The sequence below is a fragment of the Bordetella sp. 2513F2 genome, from assembly GCF_054642735.1.
In genome coordinates this window covers 3,530,740-3,543,513 of sequence record NZ_CM137755.1, presented here as the reverse complement: position 1 = coordinate 3,543,513, position 12,774 = coordinate 3,530,740, and the positions used below count along the sequence as shown (strand labels likewise).

Here is a 12,774-nt window from a genome sequence, read left to right as displayed (position 1 = left end):
AGAGGGCGTTTTTGATCGAGCGCGCCCGCAGCATGCGTTTACGCCTTGACGCAGGCCGGGGCTTGATCCCGGCGGGCGCTTGCATCAAGATCGTCGCCATGCCCCTCACCGACGGAACCGGATTGCCAGCCATCGATACCCAACCCCGCCCGCAGGGCGAGACCCCCGGTGGTGCAGCCCCCACCGAGGGCGTATGGCGCCTCATCATGCCCAACGGCGACATCGCGGTGGAAGCGCTGCGCTTCCTGCCGGGCGGCCGCCTCACGGGCCATCCCATGGCGGATGCGCTCACCTGGCGCGAGGAAGGCGGGCTGCCGTGTTTCTTGGGCCCGGATGGCGCCCCGGCGATCGTCACCGTGCGCGTGCCCGGCACCGACCTGCTCGAGGCCAGGTCCGTCCGGACGGGAAGCCAGGTGTTCCGGATGCAGCAGCGCGATTTCGACGCGCGCGAGCGCTGGTCGGCGCTCACGAAGAACCATTTCCACCATGAGATCATGACCTACGGTTGGGAAATCGGCGACCACAGCTACGGCATCCCCCAGGTCTTCGAGCGTCTCGCGAAATTGCGCATCGGCAAATACGTCTCGATGGCGGAGGGCGTGCGCATCGCGCTCGGCAACCATTGCACCGACACCGTCACCACCTATCCTTTCGCGGCGCTGAGCCGCTGGTGGCCGTCTGCTCCCACCGGCACCGAAGACCACGCCACGCGCGGCGAGGTGGTGATCGGCAACGATGTCTGGATCGCCTCGGGCGCCTTCATCGGTTCGGGCGTGACGATCGGGGATGGCGCCGTGATCGGCGCCATGGCCGTGGTGACCCGCGACGTGCCGCCGTACGCCATCGTTGCCGGCAATCCGGCGCGTTGCGTGCGCTACCGCTTCGACGAAGCCACCATTGCGGCGCTGCAGGCCATCGCGTGGTGGAACTGGCCGGACGACGTCGTCGACCGTTATCTGCCGCTCATGCTGGGTCGGGACCCCGCCGCCTTCATCGCCGCCGCGCGCGCCGAGGGGCTTGGCGGCACCGGCGATGTAGCGTCAACAAGCGCTAGTCCAGGGGCCGCACGAACCGCTGGATGATGGCCAGCACGAGCGCTTCGCTTTCGCGATAGGGGACGTGCCCCGCGCCGGGCAGGATCTCGGCCTGGCCGCGCCCCTCGGCGATGCGCAGGGGGTGCGCGGTCGAACCGTATTCGTCCATCTCGCCGTGTATGGCCAATACGGGACATGCGATGCGCGACAGCGCCGCGTCCAGCGTCCAGGAGGCGAATTCCGGGGCCAGCCAGGTGTCGGTCCAGGCGTCCACCACCCACCGGGCCTTGTCGCCGTGATAGCGGGCCAGCCTAGCCAGGTTTTCCTGATCGGCGAAGTCCAGCTTTGCCTTGCGGATGCCTTCGAGCGTCTTTCCCTCGGCGAACGCCTGGGCGCCCAGCGTGATGAGGCCGATGCAGTTGCCGCCTGAACGCGCCGCGGCCTCGACTGCCATGCCGCCGCCCACGCTGTGGCCGCAGGCGATGAACCGGCCGATGCCGAGCTGCTCGCACAGCGCCGGAACGACGGCTTCGGCTTCCTGTGCGACGAAGTCGAAACCGAGCCTGGCGGGATGGGGATCCGAGCGGCCGAAGCCCAGGCGGTCATAGGCGATGACGGCACGGCCCGTGGCAGCGGCGAGTTTCGCGGGAAAGCCGCGCCAGAGCGCGACGCAGCCCAGCGAATCATGGAACAGCACGATGGGGGCGGGCAGCGCTGCGTCGCCGTCCCCGGGCGTCCAGCGCTTCGTGTACAGGTTCCCCTGCGCAATGGAAACGCGGGCCTCGTGTTCGATGACCTGTGCGGTGGGGGGCGTGGTGTGGGCCATGGGTTCTGCGAGTGTGTCGTCCGGAGAACCGGCTCGGCGCCGGCATCACAGTGTAGCCAAGCGCCACGCCCGCCGGCCCCTGGCACGCTGCTTGCTGCACACGCCGGATGGACTTTCACCACCAACGCAGCGGGGTAGCGCAATGATGGAAAACCGGCCGGTCCGGATCGGGATATCCGGCTCTTACGGAGGCCTGAACCTCGGCGACGAGGCCATCCTGGAAAGCATCGTGACGCAGCTGAGGGCAACCACGGCGGCCGAGATCACGGTATTTTCCCGCAATGCCAAGGACACCGAGCAGCGGCACCAGATCGACCGCGCCGTGCCGGTGCGCGAGCTTTCGCGCAATGAAGCCAGGCAGGAAGTGGCCCGCCTGGATGTGCTCGTGCTGGGCGGAGGCGGCATTCTGTACGATGGCGAGGTCGACGTCTACCTGCGCGAGGTGCTGCTTGCCCACGAGCTGGGGGTGCCCGTGATGGTCTATGCCGTGAGTGCGGGGCCGCTGGAGCGCTCGGCCAACCGCGAGCTGGTCCGCGAGGCGTTGCGGCCGGCTGCCCTGATCACCGTCCGGGACCGCCAGGGATTCCGGCTGCTCGAGGAGGTGGGCCTGCAGCGCGACATCCACGTGACGGCGGACCCTGCCTTGCTGATGAAGGCGCAGATGCTGCCCGACGGCGCGCTGACCCGCGAAGGGCTGGACCTGCCGCGCCGCAGGATCGGATTCTCCGTGCGTGAACCCGGGCCCGCGGCGCCCGGCATGAGCGCCGACCATTATCATGACCTGCTGGCCAACGCGGCCGATTTCATGGTGCGCCGGTTCGACGCCGACGTGGTCTTCATTCCCCTGGAACGGGGCAACCTGGATCTGCAGCACAGCCACGCCGTGGCAGCGCGCATGCGCCGCGCCCAGCAGGCCAGCGTGCTCAAGGGGGAATACAGTCCGGGCCAGCTGATGAGCATCATCGAGGGCTTCGAGTTCTGCGTCGGCATGCGGCTGCATTTCCTCATTTTCTCCGCCCTGCAGAGCGTCCCGTTCGTGGCCTTGCCCTACGCTTCCAAGGTCACGGGGCTGCTGCAGGACCTGGACATGGAGACGCCGCCGCTGCATGACGTCAGCCCCGGGCAGCTGCTGGCGTCGATCGATCATTCCTGGGACTTCCGCGCAGACATACGCAGGCGCATCCAGGAGCGGCTGCCGGCGCTGCAGGAGCGCGCGCGCTCGAGCAACCGCATGCTCCTGGAACTGCTGGGCAGCCTGAAGGCCCCGGCGGTGGCCGCAGGAGGGCAGTGAAATGCCCATACTCCAGAAACCCGCCCAAGCCCTTGAACTGCAGCTTCCTCCGCGCAAGGCCAGGCTGGCGGCAGAGGCCGACGTGCTCGTGGTGGGCGGAGGGCCCTCCGGCATAGGCGCCGCCATAGGGGCCGCACGAGCCGGCGCCGACGTCATCCTGGTCGAGCGCTACGGTTTCCTGGGCGGCAACGCCACGGCGGCGCTGGTCATGCCGCTGATGTCGTTCCACACGCAACGGCCGACATTCGAAAGGCTGGGCGTCACGAACCTGCTGCCGGACGACCACGGGCCCGGCCATCCGGTGATCGCAGGCGTGCTCAAGGAGTTGCTGGAGCGGCTGGTGCAGGCAGACGGGGCGGTGGCCCCCTCGCTCGACACGGGGTACGTGGTGCCGTTCGACCCTGAAATATTCAAGTGGGTTGCGCTGGAAATGCTGGACCAGGCCGGCGTGCGCGTGCTGTTCCATGCCTTTGCCAGCGAGACGTTCGCCGACGGCGGGGTTCGGGGGGTGGTGTTCGAGACCAAGAGCGGACCGCTCGTCATCAAGGCGGGTACCGTGGTGGACTGCACGGGGGACGGCGATATTGCCGTGCTTGCCGGCGCCGGCTACGAGGTGGGGCGCGAGGCCGACGGCCTGGTGCAGCCCATGACGCTGATGTTCCGCATGGCCGACTTCGACCCGGCCCTGTTCCAGGAGTACGTCAGGCAGAATCCCGGCCAGTGGCGGGGCGTGCATGGCCTGTGGGACCTGGTCCAGCAGGCCGCGGGCAAGGGCGAGCTGGACCTCGCCCGCGAGGACATCCTGTTCTTCGCCACGCCGCACCCCCATGAAGTCAGCGTGAACTCCACCCGCGTGACGCGGGTGCTGGGCACCGACGTCTGGGACTGGACGCTGGCGGAGTGGGAAAGCCGCCGCCAGCTGGACCAGATCATGCGGTTCCTGCGCAAGTACGTGCCGGGATTCGAACGCAGCTATGTCGTGCAGAGCGGCGTGCATGCCGGCGTGCGGGAAACGCGGCGCATCGTCGGCGAATACCAGCTCACCGCGGAAGACCTGCTTGGCGCACGCAAGTTTCCCGACGCGATCGCGCGGGGATCCTATCCCGTCGACATCCACAATCCCACCGGCAAGGGAACCACGCTGAAGCGCATTCCTGCCGACGACGCCTACGACATCCCGCTGCGCGCGCTCATCCCGCAGCGCGTGGACAACGTGATCGTTGCGGGGCGCTGCATCTCCGGCACGCACGAGGCGCATTCGTCTTATCGTGTGATGCCCATCGCCATGGCCACCGGCCAGGCGGCGGGGATCTGCGCCGCCGTGGCAGCCCGCCGCCATGCCGTCCCGCGCGACGTGCCGGCGCAGGAGGTCCGGGAGGAGCTGGTGCGCCAGGGGGGCAGCCTGCATGGGTATTGAGGCTGGCCGCGGGCGGCGGAGGCCTTGCGGATGATTAGATGCCCGCCGTGCTGTGCACTCGCCCGGCACGGAGCGATTCGTTCCGGGCGAGCCATGGTGGCGACGAACGAAGATCATTGGGTGGGCAGGCCCGCCTCCTTGACGACCTTTTGCCAGCGGTCCAGATCGCGCTGGATCTGGGCCGCGTAGACGTCGGGCTTGGTGCCTTCGGGGGCCAGCCCGTTGGCATCGAGCATTTTCACGATGTCGGGCATCTTCAGGATCTCCGCGACGTCACGCTGCAGCTGGCCGACGATGGCTTGCGGCGTTCCTGCCGGAGCCATGAGGCCATACCAGGAATTCACCTCGAAACCGGGGTAGGTTTCATTGATGGCAGGCAGGTCGGGCAGAAGCGTCGAGCGTTTCAGGGTGCTGACCGCGATGGCGCGGAGGCGGCCGGACTTGATGTAGGGCATGGCGCCTGCGATGTTCAGGAACGCCATGTCGATCTGCCCTCCCAGCATGTCGGTAATGACGGGGGCGGCGCCCTTGTAGGGCACGTGCAGCAATTCCACCCCGGCCATGTTGCCCAGTATCACGCCGGCGAGATGGGTCGTGCTGCCCGGCCCCACGGATCCATAGGAAAGCTTGCCTGGGTTCTTGCCGGCATAGTCGACCAGCTCCTTCAGGTCGTGGACGGGAAGGTCCGGGCGTACCATGAGCACGGTGGGCGCCGAAACGATCTGGGTGATGGGAGCGAAGTCCCGCACGGGATCGTAGGGCATTTTCTGGGTCAGCGCCGGGCTGATGGTGATGGGTCCGACGTGGGAGAACAGCAGTGTGTAGCCGTCAGGCGTGGCACGTGCCACATAGCTGGCGCCGATGACGCCATTGGCGCCGGCGCGGTTCTCCAGTACGACGGGCTTCCCCAGCCGTTCGGAAAGCTTCTCGAGGATGGGCCGGGCAACCGTGTCTGCCGGGCCGCCTGCCGTCCACGGATTGACGACCGTAATCGGTTTCTCGGGGTATGCAGCGCTGGCCTGGCCACCCAGTGCCAGCGCCGCCAGGGCAATCAGGATTCCCCCCGCACATCCCGCCCAGTTGTTTCCCTTTCGTGTCGCATTCATGGTTTGTCTCCTGTTCTGTATCTCTATCCATGCCGTGGAGGCGGCGCGAATCAGGGGGCGTCAGCCCTCGAAGCTCAGTTCGACGGATGTCGTCACGCGCGCAAAGCGTGCGACGGCCTGCATGGACTGTTGGTGGTCTTCGGCAGAGAAGGATGCGCAGCAGTCTTCCAGCACGAAGCATTCATAGTCCCGGTCGTGGGCATCCCGGACGGTGGCCTGCACGACTGCGGTCGACGAGACGCCGCCGACGTACAGGCGCTCGATCCGGTGCGCCCGCAGCAGGGGTTCAAGGCAGGTGCCATAGAAGGGACTGACACGGTGCTTGATGATGTCGAAATCCCCTTCTGCCGGGGCGATTTCCGGATGAACCTCAGTGCCCCAGGTGCCCAGCTTGAAGAGACCATGTTCGCGCGCCTTGGAGAAGACCGGCGAATCCGCCGGGCATTCGCGATAGTCGGGGGAGAAGCCGACGCGCACATACCCGATCGGGATGCCCGCCGAGCGCGCCTTCTCGAGAGCCCGTCGCGTGTTGGCGATGACCTGCCGGCCACGTACTTGTTCACCGAGCGGACCTTTTCCGTTCGGTCCGTCGTCATGCACCAGGTCGTTGATCAGATCCAGCACCAGATAAAGCGATTTTGCTGCCATGAGGACTCCTTGTTGTGAACAATGCGGAATGTTCGTCCGCGGTCATCGGCCGGTGAAGCGGGGCGGGCGCTTTTCACGGAAAGCCCGCGCCGCCTCGAGGCGGTCTTCGGTATGCAAAAGGTGGGCTGACAGATCGGATTCGTAGCGCATCCCGGACGCCAGCGGCAGGTCTGCGCCCGCCTTGACCGCCTCCTTTGCCAGCTGCGCCGCCAGAGGCGGACGAGCAGCGATACGCCGGGCCAGGGCCAAGGCCGCCTGGCGCAATTCTGCCGAGGGCACGACGCGCGATACCAGGCCGATGGCGTGGGCCCGGGCAGCATCGATGGCTTCACCGCTGAGGATCATGTCGAGCGCGACGCCCATGCCGAGCATGCGGGTGATGCGCTGTGTGCCGCCCGCACCGGGGATGATGCCGTGGCCGGTTTCCGGGAAACCGAAGGTGGCATCGTCGGAGGCTACGCGGATGTCGCAGGCCAATGCGATTTCCAGGCCGCCACCCAGGCAGTGTCCGTGCACCGCGGCAATGGACGGCTTGGCCAGGCGATCGAACGCGGAAATCCAATGCTGGTGTACCCGGGCCTGGCGCCAGAGGGCTGCTGGCTCCTGCGGTCCGTCGAATTCCTTGATGTCGGCGCCTGCACAGAAGGCGCGCGGTCCGGCGCCCGATACGACGACCACCCGGACGTCGTCGCGGGCGGCGGCCTCGTCCAGCGCGCGCGGCAGCGCGCGGCGCATGTCGTCGTTGATGGCATTGAGCGCCGCCGGGCGGTTCAGTGTGAGCCAGGCCACGCCCTCGTGGTACTCGTGGAGGATGGGAGGAGAAGTCATGATGCTTGCTCCGGTGAGGCCGGCTCGAACACGGGAGGCAGCCCGGCACGGCCCGGGCAGGCCCGCAAGCGCATTCCGATCTCGAGCCGCTCCGGGGAGATGCCGACGATGCGGGTCATCAGATGGGGGCCTTCGTCAGTGGCGACGATGGCAATGGTGTATGGCACGTCCTCGGCATAGGCCGGCGAGGGCGCGCGGTGCACCACCGAATAGCTGTAGAGCCGACCCAGGCCGCTGGCCCGCTGGGGAGCCACGTCCTCGCTGCCACAGAGGGGGCAGCACGGGCGGGGATAGAAGTGGAACCGTCCGCAATTCCCGCATTGCGGTAGTGCGAATCCCAGCTCCGCTACCCGGCTCCAATAACCGGACGGTGGCAGTTCAGGTGTGGAATGGTGGTCCGACATGGTGCTTACTCTTTTCCCAGTATCACGCTGCAGTGCAGGCCGATGATTCCGCCGTTCCCGTGCACGAGGGCCGTTTCTGCTTCAGCCACCTGCCGGGGTCCGGCCTGGCCGCGCAATTGGCGTACGCCCTCCAGGACATGGAACATGCCGCCGGCCAGGCCCGGATGGCCCGCGGAAAGCAGCCCGCCGTGGGTGGTGACCGGCATGCTGCTTTTCAGCCCGATGCCGTGGTGCTGCACGTAAGCACCGCCTTCGCCCTTGGCGCAGAACCCGAGGTCCTCGAGTTCGATGATGACGGTGATGGTGAAGCAGTCATAGAGCTGCGCGACATCGATGTCTTTCGGACCCAAGCCCGCCATGGCATAGGCGTCGCGGCCGGCCTGCACGGCTCCCGTGGCGGTGATGTCGGGGTAGTCGCCGATATAAGTGTGGCTGTGGCCGTATCCGCAACCCAGCAGGCGCACTGCAGGCTGTCGGGTGTCGCGTGCCCGCTCTGCGCGGGTGACGATGAATGCGGCTGCCCCGTCGGAAACCAACGCGCAGTCCAGCATGCGCAGCGGTGAGGTGATCATGCGGGACGACATGACGTCGTCTCGGCTGAGCGGGTCCCGCTTGTGCGCATTGTCATTGAGCGCCGCATGTTCCCGCAGCGTGACGGCGACCTCGGCAAGCTGTTCGGGCGTGGTGCCGTACTGGGCCATGTGGCGCTGCGCGACCAGCGCGTAGAGCGTCGGAACCAGCGGGCCATATGGCGCCTCGAATTCCGGATGTGCCCAGCCCGCGTCGGCCAGCTTCTGCACTGCGGAGCCGCGTGTATGGAAAGAGAGCAGGCTCTGCCCTCCGACACACAGCACCGTATCGCACTGGCCTGTAGCCACTGCCATCGCGGCATGGTGCAGCATGGCGGTGCCCGAAGCGCCGGCCACATCGAGCGTGGCCAGGTAACGCGGACGCAGCCCCAAGCCCTCTACGACCACGCCGCACGGCATGGCCCAGTTTTCCACCCGGACCGGGGTCGTGAGCAGACCGTCGATGTCCGACAGCGTCAACCCTGCGTCGTGCAGCGCCGCCAGCGCGGCATGACGCTGCAGCCCCAGGGTGTCGAGTTCCGGTACCCGGCCTACGGGGCTTTCGCCGATCCCGACTATCGCGGCGGCGGGCGCGGTCATTGGAGGACCTCGCGGGCGATCAACATGCGCTGGACTTCCGACGTGCCTTCGCCCACGCGGTAGTGGCGTATGTCGCGATAGAAGCGTTCCACGGGAAATCCGCGTATGAGACCCATGCCGCCGTGGATCTGCACCGCACGGTCGGCCACGCGACCGACCATTTCAGAGGCGGCCAGTTTGCACATGCTGGTGGCCGCTCCGACTTCTTCGCCGGCTTCCAGGCGGCGCAAGGTGTCGTAGGTAAGGCTGCGGACCATGGCCAGTTCGGTGGCGGAGTCGGCCAGCAGCCACTGAATGGCCTGCCGGTCGGCCAGGGGCTTGCCAAAGGTACGGCGTTCGCGCGCGCAGGCTGCGCTCATTTCGAGCAGGCGGTCGGCGGCCCCGATGCAGGAGCAGGCCACGCCCATGCGGCCGCTGACCAGCGAGGACATGGCCACTTTGAAGCCCTGGCCCACTTCGCCCAGCACAGCCTGTTCGTCGAGCTCGCAGTCCTCGAATGAGAGCTCCGCCAGCTTGATCGGGTCGGATCCCATGGTGCTGTCCACGCGCGTCACACGGAACCCCGGCGTTTCCCGGTCGACCAGGAAGGCCGTGATCCCGCCGGCGGCCCGACGTTGCGGATCGGTGACGGCGATGACGAGGATCACATCGGCCAGATGGGCGCCGCTGATGAAGTGCTTGCGCCCGTTCAGGATCCAGCCGCGGGCACTGCGGTCTGCCCGTGTCCGGATGGCCTGCGCGTCGCTCCCTGCGTCAGGCTCTGTCAGGGCGAAGGATGCATGCAGCGTGCCGTTGCACAGACCGGCGAGGTACTTTTGCTGCTGCGCCGGCGTGCCGTAGCGGGCGATCGCGATCGGGTTCAGGCCGCTGGTTGCGTCCAGCATGAGCGTGAAGATGCGGTGGGATCTGCTCAGCTCTTCCAGCACCAGGCAGTAGGTGGACAAGTCGGCGTCGGCTCCGCCGAAGCTGGCCGGAAGCCGCATGCCAAGATAGCCCTGCTGCCTGAGCAGTTCCAGGGTTTCTGCCGGAATATCGCCCGTGCGGTCGATTTCCTGTGCGATGGGTTCGAGTTTTTCCTGCGTGAATCGTCTTACCGCCGCCCTCATGGCAGCCAGTCCGGGTTGGATTTCGCGCTGCAAGATAGTGGTCTCCTTTGTAGCCGGCGTCTTGGTGGCGCCTCAATTCTGTTGGCGGGATGCGTACGCTGCAGCCTCGGCCAGGCGCCGCCGCCAGGGCGCCAGCAGCCATGCCTTGTTGGCCGCGAAAGCGGCTGGCGGTATCGACGCCAGATGCGCGGCCCGGGCCCGGCAGGCCTCGACCAGGCTTCCGGCGGATGCGACCTGGTCTGCCAAGCCCGCACGTATTGCCTGTTGAGCGCTATACCGTTCCCCCGCCTGCAACATTGCCTGCATGGCCGGCCAGGACGTGCGCCGCTCAAGCATGACCGCCCCCATCGGGGAGGGCATGCCGTGTGCCGCCTCCGGAAAGCCCAACCATGCGTCCTCGGTGATGAAGACTTCGTCGCATGCCAGCGCCAGCATGGCGCCGGCGCCCGCGGCCGGCGCCTGGACCGCGGCGATGACCGGTTTGTGCAGTGCCAGCAGCGTGTCCAGTGTCTGCAGGAGCAGCGTGCGCCGGCGCTGCTGCGCGTCACCGGGAGGAAGCTCGCTGAACTCCTTGAGGTCGGCCCCCGCACAGAATGCCCTCGCACCTGCTGCGGCGAGGACCAGCGCGCGTACGTCATGCCGGGCGCCGGCCTGCCTTATCGCGGCAACCAGGGCCGCGTGCGTGGCTTCGTCGAGCGCGTTGGCATTGGCGGGCCGATTCAGCGTCAGCCACAGCACGCCATCGCGGTGCGTCGGGTCAATCATGGGGACGAGCGATTCCGGCGGGTACGACCAGCGCATCCACCACCCGCACGCCCTGCCCGGATGGAAGTACGCATAGCGGATTGATGTCGAGTTCAGCCAGGTGCTCCCGCAGATCGGACGCCAGCCACGAAACGCGGACGATGCAATCGACCAGCGCGTCGATATCGGCGGGAGGCTCGCCTCGCACGCCCTGAAGCAGGCCGATGCAGCGCAGTTCCATGACGGCGCGCCTGGCCTCTTCGAAGCCAAGCGGAGCGAGCCGGAACACCACGTCCTTCAGCACTTCGACATAGATCCCGCCCAGGCCTATCGTGAGTACCGGTCCGAAAGTCGGGTCCTGGGAGACGCCTATCAGCATTTCGCGGGCGCCCGTGATCATTTCCTGCACCAGGACGCCGTCGATGCGGGCATCGGGCCGGTATCGTGCTGCCGCAGTCAGTATCTCGTCGTATGCGCGCGCCACCTCGGCTTCTCCGCGCACGCCAATGCGGATGGCTCCGGCTTCGGTCTTGTGCGGGATGTCTGGCGACTGCACCTTCAGTACGGCTGGTCCGGCTAGGCGCGCGGCCCATTCGGCGGCCTGGGCCGGGGTTTCGGCCAGGAATTCGCTGGGCAGGGGCAGCCCGTAGCAGGCAAGCAGTGCCTTGGCCTGGTACTCGCTCAGGGGGCCGTCGGCCTGCGTGAGCAATTTCCGCGCAGCCTCGGCGTCCATGCCGTCCGGGCGTGCAGCGGGCGCGCGGACGTGACGGCGCCGCTCCGCGAAATCCATTGCGCGGCGTACCGCTTTCAGGCAGGGCAAGGCATCCCGGTAGACGGCCAGGCCTTGTGCAACCAGGGTCTCGGGCGTGAGGTCGGGATCGTCGGCGGTGCATCCGGTCCAGAGGATGGGGACTGGCTTGTCGCTGGCGGCCGCCACGTTGGCCACGGTACGTATGTCTGCCGCGCTGGCGATGGTCAACACCGGGATCATGACGTTGACCGAAGGGTCGGCAAGTATCGTCCTGGCCGCGCGTTCGTAGGCGCCGGGCTGCCCGATCGCCGCAGCCGTGAGGTCGGTGGGATTGCTGGCCGAGCCGAACCCGGGCAGCGCTTCTTCGAGCTGCGCTTTGGTGGCGTCTGCGTAATCCGGCCATTCGATGCCGACGGACGCGCCCAGGTCAGCGACCATGACCAGGTTGCCGCCCGAGATCGAGGTGGCGGCTGCGCCCCGGCCTGCCGCGATGCGTCCTTGGCGTAGCAGCATGGCCGTTTCATAGAGCTCGTTGCAGTCGTCGACCCGCACGATACCCATCTGGCGCAGGGCCGCGTCGCAGACCTCGTCGGCACCGGTGATTGCGCCCGTATGCGAGGCCGCTGCGCGGCTTCCTGCTGCGGTACGCCCCACTTTCACCATGACGATGGGCTTGCCCAGCTCGTCTGCCCGTTCGGCCAGCCTGCGCAGCTTGTCTCCGTCGGAGAGGCGTTCCGCGAGCATGAGCACGACGCGCGTGGCAGGGCTTTCCACCATGAACCACGCGTAATCGATCAGGTCGAGATCGGCGGCGTTCCCGCAGCTGACCTGGTAGCTGATGCCCAGGCCGGCCTGCTGTGCCCGCCACATGACATTGACTTGCCCCGCGCCGCCGGATTGGCTGGCAACGGCCACGTCGCCCGCGGGGCGGCGCGGCCCGCTGATGGTGGCAGTGGAGGTGAGGGCAAAGCCATCCACGAAATTGACCATGCCATTGCAGTTCGGCCCCATGAGCCGGATGTTCCCCGCACGGGCGATGTCCACGATGCGCCGCTGGGCCGCATGGCCGGCTTCCGTGCCCAGTTCGCCGAACCCGGCCGAGAACACCGTGACGAACGGCACGCCCCGGGCCGCACAGTCTTCCAGCGCCTGGGGCACGGCATGAGCCGGCAGGACGATCCCGACATGGTCGGGTACTTCGGGCAGTGAACGGATGGATTCATGGCACGGCAGGCCGAAGATTTCCTGGCGGCGCGGGTTTATCGGATAGACCGTGCCCGCGTAGCCGAAATCCAGGGTCTGCCGCATGCACCGCCCTCCGAATTTGGACAGGTCTTCGGTCGCGCCGATCAGCGCCACGCTCCGAGGGGAAAAGAGCCGTTGCAGGTCCGGGAAGCCGTGGGCAGCCCCGCTGGGCGAGGTGCGTGCCGAATGATTTGCCAACTCCACT

The 12,774-nt window shown here is 67.3% G+C and carries 12 protein-coding genes and 1 pseudogene; 3 read left to right on the top strand and 10 right to left on the bottom strand.

The features are described 5' to 3' along the window. Positions 1–98 precede the first annotated feature (98 nt). A complete protein-coding gene (locus tag ACYBYQ_RS16745) occupies positions 99–1,082 on the top strand; it encodes a CatB-related O-acetyltransferase (protein ID WP_459615576.1) in 984 nt (327 codons plus the stop codon). Here the strand turns inward: ACYBYQ_RS16745 and ACYBYQ_RS16740 are convergent. Beyond that, positions 1,051–1,860 carry an alpha/beta fold hydrolase gene (locus tag ACYBYQ_RS16740; RefSeq protein ID WP_459615575.1) on the bottom strand — a complete coding sequence of 270 codons (810 nt, stop codon included), beginning with the start codon at positions 1,858–1,860 and terminating at the stop codon, positions 1,051–1,053. The genes ACYBYQ_RS16745 and ACYBYQ_RS16740 overlap by 32 nt on opposite strands. A gap of 142 nt (positions 1,861–2,002) precedes the next feature. Between ACYBYQ_RS16740 and ACYBYQ_RS16735 the strand changes: the two genes are divergently transcribed. Then, the gene (locus tag ACYBYQ_RS16735; RefSeq protein WP_459615574.1) at positions 2,003–3,151 is read left to right on the top strand and encodes a polysaccharide pyruvyl transferase family protein; all 1,149 of its coding nucleotides are present in this window, start codon (positions 2,003–2,005) and stop codon (positions 3,149–3,151) included. A gap of 1 nt (position 3,152) precedes the next feature. Further along, positions 3,153–4,568, top strand: coding sequence for an FAD-dependent oxidoreductase (locus ACYBYQ_RS16730; RefSeq protein WP_459615572.1), 1,416 nt, complete (start codon positions 3,153–3,155; stop codon positions 4,566–4,568). Between the two features lie 113 nt (positions 4,569–4,681). On the opposite strand, the gene ACYBYQ_RS16725 is transcribed toward ACYBYQ_RS16730, so the two are convergent. From ACYBYQ_RS16725 to ACYBYQ_RS16685, 9 genes and pseudogenes are all read right to left on the bottom strand, one after another. After that, the gene (locus tag ACYBYQ_RS16725; protein ID WP_459615570.1) at positions 4,682–5,674 is read right to left on the bottom strand and encodes a Bug family tripartite tricarboxylate transporter substrate binding protein; all 993 of its coding nucleotides are present in this window, start codon (positions 5,672–5,674) and stop codon (positions 4,682–4,684) included. 60 nt (positions 5,675–5,734) lie between these two features. After that, entirely contained in the window at positions 5,735–6,322 is a 588-nt protein-coding gene (locus tag ACYBYQ_RS16720; protein ID WP_459615568.1) for a cysteine hydrolase family protein, read from the bottom strand. Between the two features lie 42 nt (positions 6,323–6,364). Further along, positions 6,365–7,150, bottom strand: coding sequence for an enoyl-CoA hydratase/isomerase family protein (locus ACYBYQ_RS16715; RefSeq protein WP_459615566.1), 786 nt, complete (start codon positions 7,148–7,150; stop codon positions 6,365–6,367). Further along, a complete protein-coding gene (locus ACYBYQ_RS16710; RefSeq protein WP_459618809.1) occupies positions 7,147–7,404 on the bottom strand; it encodes a Zn-ribbon domain-containing OB-fold protein in 258 nt (85 codons plus the stop codon). Before ACYBYQ_RS16710 ends, ACYBYQ_RS16715 begins: the two co-directional genes overlap by 4 nt. A gap of 48 nt (positions 7,405–7,452) precedes the next feature. After that, positions 7,453–7,554 (bottom strand): annotated as a pseudogene (locus ACYBYQ_RS16705) (hypothetical protein); the annotation flags it as partial. Between the two features lie 5 nt (positions 7,555–7,559). After that, entirely contained in the window at positions 7,560–8,723 is a 1,164-nt protein-coding gene (locus tag ACYBYQ_RS16700; RefSeq protein WP_459615564.1) for a thiolase C-terminal domain-containing protein, read from the bottom strand. After that, positions 8,720–9,862 carry an acyl-CoA dehydrogenase family protein gene (locus ACYBYQ_RS16695; protein WP_459615562.1) on the bottom strand — a complete coding sequence of 381 codons (1,143 nt, stop codon included), beginning with the start codon at positions 9,860–9,862 and terminating at the stop codon, positions 8,720–8,722. Before ACYBYQ_RS16695 ends, ACYBYQ_RS16700 begins: the two co-directional genes overlap by 4 nt. A gap of 39 nt (positions 9,863–9,901) precedes the next feature. Further along, positions 9,902–10,630 carry an enoyl-CoA hydratase/isomerase family protein gene (locus tag ACYBYQ_RS16690; protein ID WP_459615560.1) on the bottom strand — a complete coding sequence of 243 codons (729 nt, stop codon included), beginning with the start codon at positions 10,628–10,630 and terminating at the stop codon, positions 9,902–9,904. After that, on the bottom strand, positions 10,587–12,632 hold the full coding sequence (locus ACYBYQ_RS16685) for an acetate--CoA ligase family protein (protein WP_459615558.1): 2,046 nt from the start codon (positions 12,630–12,632) through the stop codon (positions 10,587–10,589). The genes ACYBYQ_RS16690 and ACYBYQ_RS16685 overlap by 44 nt, the downstream gene beginning before the upstream one ends. Between the last annotated feature and the right edge of the window lie 142 nt (positions 12,633–12,774).